We start from the raw sequence: 16,894 nt of genomic DNA, 5'->3' as shown, positions 1-16,894 counted from the left end.
TATGACTAAATTATTAGCAAATTATCAAGATTCAGAGCATGTTGATAGTTTTGCATTGATTAAAAGTGCGGATGTACGGTTGACCAAAAATGGAAAAACATATATTGGGTTAGTGTTTTCTGATAGGTCCGGTGATTTACCAGGAAATTTATGGGATGCTACCGAGGATCAGATAGCTCGCCTTATTCCTGGTAAAATTGTAAAATTGCAGGGTGTGCGTGGTTCATATCATGATCAGCCACAAGTCCAAATTACCAGTGTTCGTCTAACTGACTCTGGTGAACCTGAAAATCCGTCTGACTTCATGGTTCATGCACCAATTAAAGAATCAGACATGAATGATGCCTTAAATGACTATATTCTGTTGATTGTTAATCCGACATGGAATCGTTTAGTACGTCGCTTATTTACACAATATCATGACGCATTTTTACGTTATCCAGCTGCCAAATCAAATCATCATGCATTTGCTGGTGGTTTGGCATTTCACTCATTATCTATTGCAAAGTTAGCTCAAAGTGTCTCGAAACAATATCCTCAGTTAAATCAAGAATTGCTGATTGCGGGGGCTTTGTTGCATGATTTAGGGAAAACGATTGAATTATCTGGGCCAGTTGCGACACAATACACTTTGTCAGGTAATTTAATTGGGCACATTACATTGATTGATGAACAAATTGTGTTGGCAGCGCAAGAATTAAAGTTTGATTTGCAGGATGAGGATTTGATATTATTGCGCCATGTGGTACTATCACACCATGGTATCCTAGAATATGGATCACCAGTTAGACCAGTCGTTATGGAGGCAGAAGTTTTACATCAATTAGACGAGCTTGATGCTGGTATTCAGATGATGACTGGGGTATTGGAAAAGACGGCTGAAGGTTCCTTTTCAGATAGAGTTTTTGGTTTAGATAATCGCAAGTTCTATAAACCCGAAAGCCGTGACCAAACAACTTTGTGACGGTAAACATAAAAAGAGCGATCCCATTGGAATCGCTCTTTTTATGTTTACTTTGAAGAACTTGAAGAACTTGAAGAACTTGAAGAACTTGAAGAACTTGAAGAACTTGAAGAGATGCCGGCCGTGAGATAACTGCTCAATGAATTCTTCAAATCAGTGTCTTTCACATTGACGTCGTTTTTGCGCAAAATTTTACCAATAATGGATTGAATTTCTGTCGTGTTACTTGAATCACTGATGAAGTCACTGACAATCTTATTTGACAACTTACTACGAACTTTGCTCATTGCAGGTTTTGTGGTTGTTTTGTCTAATTGAATCACGTAGTAGCCACTAGAACTACCTGTTACAGGGTCTGTTGAATAATCGCCAACCTTTGATAATTTGAATGCTGCGGTTTGAACGGCAGAATCCACTGTTGAACTTGTTGAATCAAATGCTGGTAATTGACCATTTGATGAAGCATATGTGGTATCAGTTGAGTATTTTTTATAGACCGTTGCCCACTTGTCACCATTTTTTAAGGCTGCAATAGCTTCTTTAGCAGAAGCTTCATCCTTAGCGGTAATCATCGAAATGGTTGTACTTTGATGATAACTAGCATAAGCTTTTTTCAACTGTTTTTGGGTGACTTTATAGTTAGCTTTGATAGCGGCGTTCATAATCAAATTATTTTTCACATTTGTTTTAAATTGATCTTCGGTCAAATTATTTGATGCCAGAACTGTTTTAAATGACGAGCCGTACTGTGCTTTTTGAGTATCATACGCAGTTTGAACATCGCTTTTTGAAACTTTGTTGCCATATTTGGCTGCCAACACTTTATTGATGACCATATTAGCGAATTCTTGCTGACCAGCTGATGACTTTTTAAAGTCATTGTAGAATTCTTTTTGTGTGATCTTTCCGACGTTAGTTGTGACCAACGTTTTGGATGAATTAAACCCTAGGAAGATAAGCCCGCCGACGAAAATGACAACGAGCAATCCCCAAATAAACTTTCTCATGAGTGATTATTTTCCTTTTCTAAATACAATACTAAATATTCTACCATAAAATGAACTATCGCGCTCTATATTTAGACAACTCATGGTCAATGTGTTGTTGGCTTTTGGCGATACGATCAAGATGTGGCTGATTTTTGAAATTCATTTTTTCAATATCTATTTGAACTTCCTCACCAACATTTTGAACATGCTTCAATTGCTCAGTTAAAGTTGCTTGCTGTTGTTGGAGTTGTTTCAATAAAGCTGAAATCTCTTTGAGATCAGCTATTAACGACTTTAATTGATTAAACAGCTTCATATTGACCTCCATGGTTAGTTACTGCATTTCTAAAATTGGGCAGCGATACTGTCCGCAATTTTTTGATAACGTTCTGGTGAAAATTCTGCGCTGTTGTCAATTGTTGGTGCTAGTTTGCTGTTTAAGTTATCATTATCAAATCTTGGAATGATGTGCCAGTGAGAATGGCGAACGGTTTGACCAGCAGAAACACCGTTATTGGACTGTATATTGATGCCAGTAATGTCAGGATTGCTTGCTTTTACTGCGGCAGCGATAACTGGTAATTTCAACAATACTTTTTTGGCAATGTCATCTGTGTAATCAAAAATATCAACCACATCAGCTTTTGGCACAAGTAATGTATGACCGGGTGTCACTTGAGAGATGTCAAGAAACGCTAAAACGTCTTCATCTTCATAAACTTTGTAACTTGGGATTTCACCTGCTATAATTTTGTCAAAAATATCCATTTATCTTGCTCCATTTCAATTTACTGACTTTATTATATCAAATATTGACTGGTGCCTGTTATAATAGAAGCTATGGGACTTAAAATTAACAATCTATCTGGTGGTTATGCCGGTAATAACGTTTTAAAAAATGTCACCTTTGATGTGCCTGATGGTAACATTGTGGCATTAATTGGTTTAAATGGCGCTGGTAAATCAACGACAATCAACCACATTATCGGCGAGCTTCAACCGCAAATGGGCACAATTGAGTTGAATGGGATTAATTTGGTTCAAGATCCAACTGGCTTTAAATCACAAATTGCTTATATTCCAGAACAACCCATTTTGTATGATGAATTGACATTGGGCGAACATTTACATTTGATGCTGGCTGCTCATAACATTGATGATGAAATTGCTTGGCAGCGTGCGGAACAGTTATTGAAACGCTTCCGATTAGATGATAAGCTACACTGGTTGCCAGTTCATTTTTCAAAAGGGATGCGACAGAAAGTCATGTTGATATCCGCCTTTATGCTAGATGCGCCGCTAATTATTATCGATGAACCTTTTTTAGGTTTAGACACGGTTGCACAAAAAGATGTCGTCAAATTGATTCATGAGCAAGCTAACAAAGGAAACAGTGTTTTGATGACGACGCATTTATTAGCCTCGGCCGCTGAATTTGTAGACCAATTTGTAGTATTGCATGATGGTAAGTCACGATTCATAGGGACACCACAAGCTTTGGCTGAGGAAAACCAGTTGCAGTTGGATCAGTTGGATGATTTTTTTGACCTTGTCCAGCGGGAGCTAGCCGATGAAAGTTGATAGTTTGTTTCAGGAACGATTACGGCGTGCGCAGAAAACAAATGTTAGATATCTACGTTTATTGTTTAATGATCATTTCATTCTCTTTTTGATGATTGCTTTAGGTGCTGGTATACTAGGCTATCGTGATCTGCTTACAGCACATCAGTCTGTGACCTATTGGCATTCAATTTGGTGGCAGGCAATAAGCATTGTATGGTTGCTAGTTGGCTTGCAATTTGGTAACCTTGTTACTTATTTTAAACCTGCCGATCGTCTTTATTTGTTTGCGAATGATCATGATATTATTAAATCTTATTTGGCTATGGCTATGCGATTGAGCGCATTCTATGCATCAGTTTGGCAAATGATATTTATCGCTGTGATTGCGCCGATATTGTGGCGAATGGATGTTGATAATTGGTCACGACTATTTTTTTTGATTATCTTTGTGATTAGTTACAAGATGTTGTTATTGATGTACGAGCGGGATAAGCTTTTTTTGAAATCTCGTCGGTTGACAATCGCTATTTTTGAGCCGGATGCCATTGCTGAAAAAATATTGTTCAGGTTTTTAGTACCGGGCACCTTGTTAGCTTTTATCATTGGTTTGTCGACGGATCAATCGAATGTTATGGTAATTATTTGGTTACTATTTGCAGGAATAGTTGTGCGATATTTTGCAGTGACTGAAAGCAAATCACAATTATTTGCAATTGATTGGTTGAGGGCAACGTCTCAGGCACAAGTTCAGCAGCAGCGAACGTTACATTTTTTTGCGTTATTTGCTGAAGTGCCACATCAGCCAAAGACAATTAAACGTCGTCGTTATTTGGATTCTTTGCTGAAGCGATTGACTAAAGGACAAGGAAGTCTATTTCAACTATTTTTGACACGATTAGCCAGAGACACGGAAATATTGCCCCTAATTATACGGTTATTTTTAGTTGGAGTTGTGCTAGTTATTGCATTGAAGTCGGCACCGTTATGGTTAATTATGATTATTGCTGCTGCAGTATTGTATTTAATCACGTTTCAAATGTTACCACTATATGATGATACGCAAAAAAACTTGTGGACAAGATTGATACCTATTTCAAAAGTAGAAAGATTAAAATCTTTTGCTAGAGTACAAATGATTGTTGCGATACCAGTTATTTTGATGATGTTTGTCATTGTATTATTTATCCGACCACTGAATGAGACACCAGTGATTTTAGTGACTATGTTGATAGTTGAATTCATCATGCTAAAATTTTATATTCCAAAAAATAGTCACAAAAATAAAAAATAATGGAGAGAAAACATGCATTTACGTGCGAAACCTTGGGCTAACGAATGGTTAACTAATCACTCAGATATTGTGATTGATCAAGACAGAGCGACAGATCAAATCGGTCAATGGCAAAAATTGTTTGACCAAGAGCAACCAATTCATGTAGAAATTGGTTCTGGAAAAGGTCAATTTATCTTAGGGATGGCTTTAGCGCATCCAGAAATCAATTATATTGGTATGGAGATACAAGAGACCGCGATTGCAATTGCTGCTCGAAAGAGCTTTGATCAAGTTGGAAAATTGCCAAATTTGCGTTATATATACGGTAATGGGAATGGTGTCGAAACTTATTTTGAAAAGTCTGAAATCGATAAAGTTTATTTGAATTTTTCTGATCCATGGCCCAAAAAGCGTCATGAGGCACGACGTTTGACGTATCGTTCATTTTTACAATCATACGAAGCGGTTTTGCCTGATCAGGGTGAAGTTGAATTCAAAACAGATAATCGTCATTTATTTGAGTATTCATTAGTTAGCTTTATGACCTATGGCATGCGTTGGTCTGCAGAAGATTATACACTTGATTTGCACGCTGACCCTGATAAAGTGATGGGAAATGTTGAAACCGAGTATGAACAGAAGTTCATGGCAAAGGGACAACCAATTTATAAAGTAAAGGCTCACTTTTAGAGCAACAAGGGTTACAGCGTTTTATATCAACAAAAAACAACGTCTAATTTAGACGTTGTTTTTTGCTTTCTGGGGACATTTTGAGGGACTTGCGGATAAAAAGTCCAACGTTATTTCGTCCTCTTTGTGTTCTTTTCTTTCCAAATTTTTAATCGATCTAACGTATTCTTAGTAGTATAATTACTGCTATTGGAGGGTTGAAATGAAACGAAAACATATCATCGGAATTTATGTGGGAATCTTAACAGCAGTCACACTACTTGCGACAGAATGGTTAAGCCTTGATTTAGGTAAATCAATATTTATAGTCTTAATTACTGTGTTAATTGGAAGTACCTTGATGGAAAAACTAATTAAGTAGATAATATTTAGTCGTGTAGGGCTTTTTATAAAAAAATATTAGCTATGGAATGTTGGTTGAAAAATAGAAATCATAGTAGGAAACCTAACATATTTTAATCCTAATATGATGTTGTGTTATATACTAAAAAAGTAATGTTACCAAGCATTGCCAGCCTAACAGGTTTTTTAACGTCCATTATCTTCCCTGTTAGGTTTTTTTATGCTTTCTTTGCAGAATCAAAACAAAATATTGACGTCTTATATACAAAAGGTTGATAGAATGAAAGAGCAATGTGTTAGTATACATTGTTATCGACCAGCAGTATTATATCCTACCGTCCTGTATTATAATCTGCGCTGCTGGTTAAAATGTCAATTTCTCCCTGAAAGAAGACATAATAGGTTCGTTGTAAGCGATTACAACGAACCGTTTTTTTTGTACGATTTGAAAAATATTGATGCATCTCAATATAACGAAAGTAATTTATTCAAGGTGAAATCGTTTACAATTTAGGACACTTACGGTAAAATGTAATTGTAACATCAAATAAACCTCAAGGAGATCATCTTATGTCAGTTGAAGAAAAGTTTGATAATGCTAAGGACAAGGTTGCTGGTAAAGCAAAAGAAGTTGAAGGCAAGGTTACCGGTGACAAAGGTCGCGAAGCAGAAGGAAAAGTACAAAACCTCTTTGGTAAAGCCAAAGATAAGTTTGTTGATGCAGCAGATGCTGTAAAAGACAAAACCGAAGACGCTGTTGACGCAGTAAAAGACGGTATTGATAATCTTAAAAAGTAATGATTCAAAAACGGCTTGTAGCCGTTTTTTTTTTTTTGACTTTTAAACGTAAATAATAAATATAAGAAAAAGTATACCAAGACATAGACAAACCCCTGATAACAAAGTTAGCAGGGGTGATGTGACACTATTATCCAAGACCAATATTTAACGAAAATTAAGACTAATTTTGTGATTTTATTCACTGATGCTAGCCATTTTGATTTAAATGTGATATCATAAAGATATGGCAAAAGAAAAAACAACTAAATCAGGAAATATTCCATTGCGTATTGATCCAGAGTTACATCAGGTTTTGGCTGAAAAAGCGAAACTAGAAGGCCGATCACTAAATAATTATTTGACCAAGATTTTAGAAGATGGTGTTAAGCCTAAATCTTTTGAAGATCGGCAGTTTGTAGGGCATGTGATTTCAGGACATGATTTTGATTTGGACAACCGGCTGGTTAAAGTGTCAGGCATTTATTATCGTTATTTGATAGATAATGCTTCGGCGGCGAGATATGATGCTAATTACGTTATTTTAGAGGCTAATGGCAATATTTTGACTTTACGTGAATTAGTTGCTGAGCTTCACTAGCTGTTGCCAGTACTGATGTGAACAACGTTAAAATGGGGGTTGACTGTGCAGTGTGTTTTTTAACACAACGCACGACAGCCAAGAGAGTAGATAGGGAGAAACAAAATGTTATTTTTTAGAATCGTACCGCAAAACAATGCAGGATTAGTTGAAACATTGGGAAAATACAAGTCTCGTAAAGAAGCTGGTTTGCATTTTTACATTCCATTTTTGCAAACAATTCGCAATGTGAGCTTAGCAATGCGACCATTACGTTTACCAGATTATTCGGTTATTACGGCTGATAATGCTGATATTAAGGCGAGTGTGACATTAAACTACCACGTTACCAATGCGGTCAAATACATGTATGAAAACACTGATTCAGTTGAATCGATGGCGCAATTGGTTCGAGGCCATCTGCGTGATATCATTGGTCGTATGGAATTAAATGAAGCGCTGGGCTCAACTACCAAAATCAATGTACAGCTGGCCGATGCAATTGGTGATTTAACTAATACTTATGGCATCAATGTTGATCGTATCAACATTGATGAACTACGACCATCAGTTTCGATTCAAGAGGCCATGGACAAGCAGCTGACTGCTGATCGTGAGCGTGTAGCTACAATTGCAAAAGCTGAAGGTGAGGCACGTTCAATAGAATTGACAACAAAAGCCAAAAATGATGCTTTAATGGCAACAGCGAAGGCTGAAGCTGATGCCACAAAGACGCGTGCTGAAGCCGAGCGATATCGAATTGACACAGTGCAAGCTGGTTTGGCTGGCGCCGATGACAAGTATTTCCAAAACCAATCAATCAATGCCTTTTCAACCTTGGCACAATCATCAGCTAACCTAGTCGTTGTCGATGGCAAAGAAATTGATTCCCTTGGTAAATTACCAGTTGCTGGCAAACTATTAGGCAAAGGTCTAAAATGAAACACTTATTGATGCAACAAAAACTATTTTCGCTCAAAGGTGAATTTTCAATTATGAATGAGCATGATCAGATTGAGTACACTGTGGCCGGTAGCTTTTGGCGAATCCCAAAGTATTTTGAAATTTATGACAAACAAAATCAAATCATTGCGCGGTTAACACATCGTGTTTGGCAGTTGTTGCCCAAATTTTCTCTTGAAATTAATGGATTTCCCGAAAGCATAGAAATTGCTAAACGCTTTAGTATTTTAAAACCCAAATATGATATTGCTGGATTAGGTATTACTGTAACGGGTAATTTTTGGGACATGAATTTTGCTATTCAAAAAGATGGATTTGAGATTGGACGAGTTGATCAACGGTGGTTGGCAATGTCGAGCACATATGACATCAATATTGAAGATGAACAGTATGAAACACTTGTGATTGCTTTGGTTGTTGCAATTGATTATGTGAAAGCACAAGAGCGGGCGAGCTCAGTGAGTTCGGCAAACTAATAAAAATCGTGGTAACACGGTTTTTATTTTAAAACCTATTTCGTTAAAATCCTAAATAGATGATATAATTAAGTTAAAACATTAACAGGAGTTGATATGGCATTACAGGAAACGATGAAAGCTTTATCTAATCCAGTTCGGCGAGAAATTTTAATGATGCTAAAAACTGGTGCCCAGCCAGCAGGCGATATCGCGCAACATTTCGAATTGAGTCAGGCAACAATTTCAGCACATTTATCTTTGCTGAAACATGCGGACCTGATTCGGGAACAAAAGTACAAAAATTATATTTATTATGAATTGAATTTATCGGTATTTGAAGAAGCCACGCTGTGGCTGAAAGGATTTACAAATGAAAAATAGCAAGATATTGTTGCCTAATTTAATTAGTTTATTACCCATTGTCTATGGCGGTCTGTTATGGCAATATTTACCGCAACAATTACCAATCCATTTTGGCATCAATGGACAGCCAGATCAGTATGCACCAAAGCTAATTGCTGTGATTGGATTACCAGTGCTAATAATTGTTGTGAATTACGTTATTATTAGGTCAATGAAGCATAAAGGTAGTGATAATCAAAAGGTATTTACTGTCATTATTTGGAGTTTGCCTTTACTTTTAAATGTCGTTCAAATTGTGACTTTTATGTACGCGCTAAATTATCACATCAATATAGGTTCTGTCATTTTACCAGTAATTGGTCTTTTGTTTATTGTTTTGGGTAATTACTTGCCTAAAACGACGCCAAATTATATGGTCGGAATTCGTTTGCCAGAAACGTTACATAATAGTGAAAATTGGCAGAAAACGAACCGAATAGGTGGGTTTGTAATGGTATTTGCTGGGTGTATATTGATTATTACTGGAATAATCGGCAATACTATTGCAGTAATAGGATTCATTCTGTCAATGGTGCTGATTATCGTAGTGCCAACTATTTATGCTATTTGGTTAGGTCATCATCAATAAAATTGATATTTGTAACGAGAAAGACTGTTCATGATATAATGTAGGGCATGAATGATTATAATCAAAAAAACATATTAGTGGTGGTCTCAGGTAGCGTGGCGGCTTATAAATCTGCTATTTTAGTTCGCGAGTTGATTAAATTTGGTGCACATGTGCGTGTGGCAATGACCAGTTCTGCACAAGAATTTATCACCGCTAAGACACTATCTGTTTTGTCGCAAAATGACGTTTTAACAGATCTTTTTGCTCAACAAGATGCAACAGTATTACACATTGAATGGGCACAATGGGCGGATCAAATTTTTGTTGTGCCTGCGACGGCAAATTTAATTGGTAAAATTGCTAATGGCATTGCTGATGACGCTGTTACCGCGACAATTATGGCGTCTGACGCTGACAAGATTATTGCACCGGCTATGAATGATGTGATGTTAAATAATCCTGCTGTTCAGCGCAATATAAAAGGACTTGAGCAAGATGGTTGGCTTATCATTTCTCCAGAGATTGGCTTTCTAGCAGAAGGTTATGAGGCCAAAGGACGTTTACCAGAACCGATTGAAATACTGTCACAAACAGCGATTCGATTACGAGCACGTAAGGCAAAACTGCTAAATAAAAAGGTCATTATTACGGCTGGTGGGACCAAAGAATCAATTGACCCTGTCCGCTACATTACTAATCGATCCAGTGGTAAAATGGGATTTGCTCTGGCGCAAGCAGCCGTTGAGGCTGGGGCAAAGGTCACTTTAATTTCAACTCAAAAAGCGCCACAAATATATGGTGTGGACGTAGTTTATGTCAGTACAGCTGCAGAGATGTATCAACAAGTGCAATCCTTGTTTGTAACCGCCGATATTTTCATTAGTGCAGCCGCGGTTTCTGATTATCGACCTGCTAATGAAGCGAGCCAAAAAATCAAAAAAGAAGGATCAGAGGGGTTGAATTTATCGTTAGTTCAAAATGTTGATATTTTGTCAGAAATTGGTCATTCAAAAACAAGTAATCAATTCGTAGTAGGTTTTGCTGCGGAAACGAATAATTTAATGGCCTATGCGCAAAAAAAATTAAAGACCAAACAAGCAGATATGCTCATTGCAAATGATGTGAGTCGTAGTGATGTTGGATTTAATTCAGATGACAACGCCATTACAATATTGGTGCCAGACCAAAAACCTGAAACGACAATGCTATTACCAAAAATTGAAATTGCCCGTTTAATCATGAATCGGATAGGACAAACATTCGCATAATAAGGCTGGATGTGCTAAAATAAACTGTTAAATAACGTTTTATGGAGGTCAATATGGTAGAAGAAGTTGCAGAAAATACTTCTGGTTTTAATATTGGGGATGTCTTACTGGCACCAGCTTATGGGAATTTGGAAAAACCATTTACCGGTCAAGTTGAAAAGATTTATGATAACGCATTATTAGTTGAAATCACTGAAAATGATCCTGTTGATCAACCAACTGTTAACGAGATGAACCACCGCGCTGTGGTGCGCATGGATGAAGTCGAAGTAATTAAACACGCTCCAGCACCAGAAAAGAAAGCTGAAGAAGAGGCTTAAAGCGTTGCCGTGACGAATGTCTTGTGTTTTTGCTAGCTTATCAAACATTAGGCAATTCTGATTGAATTTCCATTTCTTGTATATGACTAGAAATGGTTTTTTTATTTTTTCGGCGAAATAATGCTGTGAATACGGTATAATATAAGTACTATACAATGCGCATGTGCGGCCTATCTTGCTGAAAGATTATTAATTCAAGAACAAATATGTGTCATTATGTGCCTATAAGCATGATTGTAGGCAATAAATTATTAATAAATAAGGATAATATGATGTCAAATAATCAACCCGTCATCGCGGCTTTAGCCGCAGTTTTAACTGATCTGTCAACCGAGCAAATTGTAGAAAAACTTGAAGCTCCGAAGTCATCTGAGCTTGGTGACGTCGCCTTTCCAACTTTTACTTTAGCTAAGACATTACACAAGGCACCACAACAAATTGCCAATGATATTGTTGCTAAGATTGATCAAAATGGTTTTGAAAAAGTCGTTGCTACTGGACCATATGTCAATTTCTTTTTGGATAAATATGCAACCTCAAATCAGACAATTAAGACCATTATTGACTTGAAAGGTGCTTATGGTGATAATACAAATGGCAACGGCGCGAATGTTACCATTGATATGTCTAGTCCAAATATTGCAAAACCTATGTCAATGGGACATCTAAGGTCTACTGTGATCGGTAATGTGTTAGCTAATATCACTAAAAAAAATGGTTTTAATCCAGTAAAAATTAATCATCTCGGGGACTGGGGAACACAGTTTGGTAAATTAATTTATGCTTACAAAACATGGGGATCAGAAGCAGAAGTTAAAGCAGATCCTATCGCTACGCTCTTGCGCTATTATGTTGAATTTCATGAAAAGGCAAAAGAAGATGATAGCTTGAATGATCAAGGACGTGCTTGGTTTAAAAAATTAGAAGATGGTGATGAAGAAGCACATCAATTATGGCAATGGTTCAGAGCCGAGTCATTGAAAGAATTTACACAAATCTACGACCGTTTGGATATTGAATTTGACTCATTTAACGGGGAAGCCTTTTATAATGATAAGATGGATAAAGTAGTGGACATCTTGACTGACAAAGAGATTTTGATCAAATCTCAAGGTGCCCAAATTGTTGATTTATCAGCCATTAATCCAAATTTGACCCCTGCTATGATTAAGCGGTCCGACGGGGCAACGCTGTATATGACTCGAGATTTAGCTGCGGCTATCTATCGTAAAGAGACGTACAATTTTGCCAAGTCACTTTATGTTGTTGGTGGCGAGCAACGTGAGCACTTCGTCCAAATGAAAGCCGTTTTGTCGTTAATGGGATTTGATTGGGCAGACGATGTGGAACATATTGCTTTTGGATTGATTACTTTTAACGGTAAAAAAATGTCGACTCGTAAAGGCGACGTTGTGTTGCTGAAAGATGTTTTGGATGATGCGCATGAACTCGCTTTGAAGCAAATTAAAGAGAAAAATCCTGAGTTGCAAAATAAACCCCTTGTTGCGGAACAAGTTGGTGCTGGCGCGGTTGTTTTCCATGATTTGATGAATGACCGTACAAACAATTTTGATTTTAACTTAGAAGAAGTTGTTCGGTTTGAGGGAGATACTGGTCCATATGTTCAATATACGAACGCGCGTGCAAAATCTATTTTGCGTAAAGCAAATACTGAGATTGACCCAACCACTTTAAATCTTAACGATGATAGCACTTGGGATATTGTGACGACGTTAAATAACTTTCCACAAACGGTCGAAAGAGCGTGGCAGCAACGTGAAGCAAGCGTTATTGCTAAATACGCATTAACATTATCAAGAGCGTTTAACAAATATTATGCGAATTCTAAAATTTTAACAGTAGATGATCAACTTAATGCACGCCTAGCATTAGTTCAAGCTGTTTCAATTGTTTTGACAGAAAGTCTGCGCTTGCTGGGTGTTAAAGCACCGGAAGAAATGTAAGTAGTGGATTGACGCGAGTCTTTAAGGGAGAAATCTATGATTTCAAAACAAAAACGTCAAGAAATGATTCTTGATATTATTCAGCATCAAACGATTTCAAATCAAGAAGATTTATTGGCACAATTAAACGGCCGTGGTGTTGAAACGACACAAACTACTATTTCAAGGGACATTCGTGCTTTAAATATTGTTCGTCAAAAAGATAGCGTTGGTCAATTGCGCTATCAGCAATTGCAGGAGACCACAGTTGAAAAAACCGAAAAGGGTTCAACTACAGCAGTTGATGAAGCAATCAAAGAATACGCGTATTTTGCCAAGAGCGTTGCGTTTATGACGATTGTTAAGACAACCGATGGTAGTGGCAATGCCGTTGCCGGTATTATTGACGACGCGAATCTGCCTGAAGTGGTCGCGACACTAGCGGGATTTAATACAATCTATGTGACGAGTACGACTGCCCAGTCCGCAGAACAATTGGCCAATCATTGGGCGGCGTTGATAGGGTGATGCATGACTTGGTTAAAATCTACAATTAAAAAAATTTGGGATAAACTTGGTCCAATCTGGCGCCGTTGGCAATTTGGGCGACTCTTGATTGTGTTATTCATGACTCTGTTCCTTGCAACCAGTGTGTATTTGGTTGTTTTGACCAAAACCGCAAACGTTGAAAACTTAGAAGCTACCCTTTCAGCAACCACTGAGATATATGATGATGAGGGTAAAAAAGCCGGTGAATTGTACTCACAAAAGGGAACTTATGTAAAGTACGATCAAATTTCACAAAACATGCGTGATGCGGTTTTATCAATTGAGGATCGTAATTTTTATCACGAACATGGTTTTTCGGTTAAAGGGATTGCTCGTGCAGCACTGATGTATGTGCGAAATAAGGTAACTGGTTCTAATGCAATTTCCGGTGGTGGCTCAACACTAACCCAGCAATTGGTTAAAAATGCTTATTTAACGCAAGAACAGACTTTTACCCGTAAAGCCAAAGAAATATTTTTGTCAATGCAAGTTGAACAAGATTATTCTAAAAATAAAATTTTCACCATGTATTTAAATAATGCATGGTTTGGTAACGGCGTTTGGGGTGTCGAAGATGCGGCTCAGAAATATTTTGGTGTTCATGCTAGTCAATTGACGACAGCACAGGCAGCAACATTAGCAGGCATGTTGACAAGCCCGGCCCAATTCAACCCGATTGATCATCCAAAAGCATCAGATGCGCGGCGAAATGTTGTACTTGCGACAATGGTGGCAAATAAAAAGCTGACCAAAGCTCAGGCAAGTGTGGCCCAGTCCACAACGACAGTTCTGCATGATACGTATAATGCCTCGGGTGAGTATAAATATCCATGGTTTTTTGATTCAGTTATCAGCGAAGCTATCAAAACATACGGTTTGACCGAAAGCGATGTGATGAATCGCGGCTACAAAATTTATACGACGCTCAATCAAGAAGATCAAACTAATTTACAAAACGACTTTGACAACGATGCTATGTTCAATTATGTGAACAATGCCCAAGCTGCTTCAATTGTTCTAAATGCAAAAAATGGTGGCGTCAGGGCCATCGTCGGTGGTCGTGAAGAGACGCACACTTTCCGTGGCTACAATCGTGCTAACCAAGCGCTTCTATCACCTGGCTCTACGATTAAGCCAATTGTTGTATATGCTCCTGCTTTGCAACGTGGCTATTCCATTGATTCTGAACTGCCAAACAAAGTCATGTCATTTGGTGTCAACGGCAATTTTACGCCAAACAATGCTGGCAATGTCGAAACAGCTGATGTACCAATGTATTCAGCACTTGAGCATTCTTACAATATTCCCGCAGTTTATTTATTAAACAAGATGGGCGTGTCGGTAGGATATAATAGTGCTATCAAATTTGGTTTGCCATTGACTTCCAGTGATAAAACATTGTCGTTAGCCTTAGGTGGTTTGTCAAGTGGTGTTTCACCGCAGCAAATGGCTCAGGCTTATACTGCATTTGCTAATGACGGTGTTATGAGTCAGGCACACTATATTACAAAGATCGTTGATGCCACAGGTAAAGTTATTGTCAATACACCCAAGACAAAACAAACAAGGGTCATTAGTAGCACAGTTGCTGATAATATGACTAGAATGATGTTGGGCACGTATACGAACGGTACAGGTGTTGGGTCGGCACCAAGTGGCTATACGATTGCTGGTAAAACAGGGACAACCGAAAATTCACTCGATCAAAATAATGCTAACTCGTCAAAAGATTCTTGGGCAATGGCTTACACCAAAGACATTGTTGAAGCGACTTGGATGGGACTTGAAGGTAAAAATGCACAATCAAATTCTTTGCCACTTGGCCTAACCTCAACGATGGGGCCATTAGTTAAAACGTCCCTTGAACAGATATTGCCAAATACGAGTCAATCAACATTTACAGTAACTAATCCTAATACAAGTACGAACAGCAGTAATAGTTCTTCATCTAGTGATATCTGGGGTACTATTCAAAAAGATTTCAATACTGGCGTGAAGAAAGCTGTTGATGGTGCTGGCAAACTATGGGATACTGTAACAGGACTTTTTGGACAGTAAATACAAAATAAAAAGGATAGAAAAATGACTGTAAATATTTATGATAATGCCAATGAGATGGCTAAAGTACTAACTGAAACACAACAATACATTGCTTGGCAAAATGCTTTCAGTGATGTACAAGAAGATGCAACATCTAAAGAATTGTTTGGTGAATTTCAACAGATTCAACATGCGGTTCAACAAATGATGCAAACACAGCAACAACCTGATCCAGAAAAAGAAAAGGAATGGGATGCAGTGGCAGCTAAGGTTCAAAATGATGATAAAATCAAGGCGCTAATGAACGCTGAACAGGCGCTCAACACACTTTTGACTGAAATCAACGATATTGTGACAAAGCCAGTTGCTGAGGCATATGCTAAGCTAAATTAAGCAAAATATTTTCACCGGCAGTCATCTGCTGGTGTGTTTTGTATAGGGGACAATAACAAAATGATGAAGTTTATTAAAGAGTGGGTTTTTCCAATAGGATTTGCTGTTTTATTTGTGGTATTGATTCGAACATTTTTGTTTACTGGCGTTAGCGTGAGTGGACCATCGATGCAACCTAATTTGCAGAATAAGGAATTTGTTTTTTTGAGTAAAATTGCATCCTACAAGCGTGGGGATGTGATTGTGTTTGATGCCCGTCAAGAAGACCCAAGAATTGCAGATGGCGAGAAAGATTATGTTAAGCGAATTATTGGCATACCTGGCGACACAGTAGCATATCGAAATGGTAATCTATACGTCAATGGCAAACAGGTAAACCAAGACTTCATCAGTGCCAGTGAACGAAAGGAAGGAACAGAAATGTCCTTTGGTACTACTTGGTCTCTCAAAACGTTATCAAGTGGCAATACTTGGCAAGCTAAAGATCGTAATCATACAACTGTGCCCAAGGGAGAGTATTTCGTAATGGGAGATCACCGTTCGGTATCTAATGATGGTCGTTATTTTGGCTTCGTAGATAAGAAGCATATCACTGGTAAGGTGATTGTACCCTTCTGGAACAGCAATAAAGTAGCCAAATCAAATGTAAATCAAGGGGATAAAAATTTCTTTGCAAAGTAGTTTGCACTCCGAGTAGAAAAATGTTAATATATTAACAACAAATGAAACCTTTAACCAGGTCCAGAGAGGCCTGCAAGGATGATAGATACGATTGGTGAAGTGTAGGCTTTTACCCAAATTTTCTAGAA

21 protein-coding genes are annotated in these 16,894 nt (G+C 37.8%); 18 read left to right on the top strand and 3 right to left on the bottom strand.

Annotated elements, in window-relative coordinates; genetic code table 11:
- Nucleotide 1 precedes the first annotated feature (1 nt).
- A complete protein-coding gene (locus tag IEU65_RS00610) occupies nt 2–964 on the top strand; it encodes a 3'-5' exoribonuclease YhaM family protein (protein ID WP_010277581.1) in 963 nt (320 codons plus the stop codon).
- 47 nt (nt 965–1,011) lie between these two features.
- Here the strand turns inward: IEU65_RS00610 and IEU65_RS00605 are convergent, their stop codons facing one another.
- Genes IEU65_RS00605 through IEU65_RS00595 form a run of 3 tightly spaced genes read right to left on the bottom strand, consistent with a single transcriptional unit; the run spans nt 1,012 to nt 2,721 of the window.
- Nucleotides 1,012–1,971 carry a peptidyl-prolyl cis-trans isomerase gene (locus IEU65_RS00605; RefSeq protein WP_010277578.1) on the bottom strand — a complete coding sequence of 320 codons (960 nt, stop codon included), beginning with the start codon at nt 1,969–1,971 and terminating at the stop codon, nt 1,012–1,014.
- Between the two features lie 55 nt (nt 1,972–2,026).
- Entirely contained in the window at nt 2,027–2,269 is a 243-nt protein-coding gene (locus tag IEU65_RS00600) for a hypothetical protein (RefSeq protein ID WP_010277574.1), read from the bottom strand.
- A gap of 29 nt (nt 2,270–2,298) precedes the next feature.
- Entirely contained in the window at nt 2,299–2,721 is a 423-nt protein-coding gene (locus tag IEU65_RS00595) for an HIT family protein (protein ID WP_010277570.1), read from the bottom strand.
- A 72-nt stretch (nt 2,722–2,793) separates the two neighbouring features.
- On the opposite strand from IEU65_RS00595, the gene IEU65_RS00590 reads away from it, so the two are divergent.
- From IEU65_RS00590 to lepB, 17 genes are all read left to right on the top strand, one after another.
- The gene (locus tag IEU65_RS00590; protein ID WP_010277565.1) at nt 2,794–3,534 is read left to right on the top strand and encodes an ABC transporter ATP-binding protein; all 741 of its coding nucleotides are present in this window, start codon (nt 2,794–2,796) and stop codon (nt 3,532–3,534) included.
- Nucleotides 3,524–4,807 (top strand): ABC transporter permease, encoded by a 1,284-nt coding sequence (locus IEU65_RS00585; RefSeq protein ID WP_010277562.1) that lies wholly within the window; start codon nt 3,524–3,526, stop codon nt 4,805–4,807. Before IEU65_RS00590 ends, IEU65_RS00585 begins: the two co-directional genes overlap by 11 nt.
- 12 nt (nt 4,808–4,819) lie before the next feature.
- The gene (trmB, locus tag IEU65_RS00580) at nt 4,820–5,479 is read left to right on the top strand and encodes a tRNA (guanosine(46)-N7)-methyltransferase TrmB (RefSeq protein WP_010277557.1); all 660 of its coding nucleotides are present in this window, start codon (nt 4,820–4,822) and stop codon (nt 5,477–5,479) included.
- A gap of 202 nt (nt 5,480–5,681) precedes the next feature.
- Complete coding sequence (locus IEU65_RS00575; protein ID WP_010277555.1) at nt 5,682–5,840, top strand: hypothetical protein; 159 nt, start codon at nt 5,682–5,684, stop codon at nt 5,838–5,840.
- A gap of 551 nt (nt 5,841–6,391) precedes the next feature.
- The gene (locus IEU65_RS00570) at nt 6,392–6,619 is read left to right on the top strand and encodes a CsbD family protein (protein WP_010277553.1); all 228 of its coding nucleotides are present in this window, start codon (nt 6,392–6,394) and stop codon (nt 6,617–6,619) included.
- A gap of 226 nt (nt 6,620–6,845) precedes the next feature.
- Complete coding sequence (locus IEU65_RS00565) at nt 6,846–7,199, top strand: toxin-antitoxin system HicB family antitoxin (protein WP_010277551.1); 354 nt, start codon at nt 6,846–6,848, stop codon at nt 7,197–7,199.
- Nucleotides 7,200–7,304: 105 nt separating this feature from the next.
- A complete protein-coding gene (locus IEU65_RS00560; RefSeq protein ID WP_010277549.1) occupies nt 7,305–8,120 on the top strand; it encodes an SPFH domain-containing protein in 816 nt (271 codons plus the stop codon).
- Complete coding sequence (locus IEU65_RS00555) at nt 8,117–8,617, top strand: LURP-one-related/scramblase family protein (RefSeq protein WP_010277547.1); 501 nt, start codon at nt 8,117–8,119, stop codon at nt 8,615–8,617. The genes IEU65_RS00560 and IEU65_RS00555 overlap by 4 nt, the downstream gene beginning before the upstream one ends.
- Before the next feature lie 96 nt (nt 8,618–8,713).
- Nucleotides 8,714–8,980, top strand: coding sequence for an autorepressor SdpR family transcription factor (locus IEU65_RS00550; RefSeq protein ID WP_010277544.1), 267 nt, complete (start codon nt 8,714–8,716; stop codon nt 8,978–8,980).
- Nucleotides 8,970–9,590 (top strand): SdpI family protein, encoded by a 621-nt coding sequence (locus tag IEU65_RS00545; protein ID WP_010277542.1) that lies wholly within the window; start codon nt 8,970–8,972, stop codon nt 9,588–9,590. The genes IEU65_RS00550 and IEU65_RS00545 overlap by 11 nt, the downstream gene beginning before the upstream one ends.
- A 47-nt stretch (nt 9,591–9,637) precedes the next feature.
- Nucleotides 9,638–10,840 (top strand): bifunctional phosphopantothenoylcysteine decarboxylase/phosphopantothenate--cysteine ligase CoaBC, encoded by a 1,203-nt coding sequence (gene coaBC, locus IEU65_RS00540; RefSeq protein ID WP_010277538.1) that lies wholly within the window; start codon nt 9,638–9,640, stop codon nt 10,838–10,840.
- 53 nt (nt 10,841–10,893) lie between these two features.
- Nucleotides 10,894–11,160, top strand: a complete 267-nt coding sequence (locus tag IEU65_RS00535; RefSeq protein ID WP_004915218.1) for a hypothetical protein — start codon at nt 10,894–10,896, stop codon at nt 11,158–11,160.
- Between the two features lie 272 nt (nt 11,161–11,432).
- Nucleotides 11,433–13,124, top strand: coding sequence for an arginine--tRNA ligase (argS, locus tag IEU65_RS00530; protein WP_010277525.1), 1,692 nt, complete (start codon nt 11,433–11,435; stop codon nt 13,122–13,124).
- 36 nt (nt 13,125–13,160) lie between these two features.
- A complete protein-coding gene (locus IEU65_RS00525) occupies nt 13,161–13,631 on the top strand; it encodes an arginine repressor (protein WP_010277521.1) in 471 nt (156 codons plus the stop codon).
- 3 nt (nt 13,632–13,634) lie between these two features.
- Nucleotides 13,635–15,710, top strand: a complete 2,076-nt coding sequence (locus IEU65_RS00520) for a PBP1A family penicillin-binding protein (protein WP_010277518.1) — start codon at nt 13,635–13,637, stop codon at nt 15,708–15,710.
- A gap of 24 nt (nt 15,711–15,734) precedes the next feature.
- A complete protein-coding gene (locus IEU65_RS00515; RefSeq protein ID WP_010277515.1) occupies nt 15,735–16,085 on the top strand; it encodes a YlbF family regulator in 351 nt (116 codons plus the stop codon).
- Nucleotides 16,086–16,145: 60 nt separating this feature from the next.
- Nucleotides 16,146–16,766, top strand: a complete 621-nt coding sequence (gene lepB / locus IEU65_RS00510) for a signal peptidase I (RefSeq protein ID WP_010277511.1) — start codon at nt 16,146–16,148, stop codon at nt 16,764–16,766.
- Nucleotides 16,767–16,894: the final 128 nt, after the last annotated feature.

It is taken from the genome of Leuconostoc pseudomesenteroides KCTC 3652 (genome assembly GCF_014634745.1).
GTDB classification, from domain to species: domain Bacteria; phylum Bacillota; class Bacilli; order Lactobacillales; family Lactobacillaceae; genus Leuconostoc; species Leuconostoc pseudomesenteroides.
The sequence above is the reverse complement of the archived record's forward strand: the minus strand, read 5'-3'. Positions and strand labels throughout refer to the sequence as shown.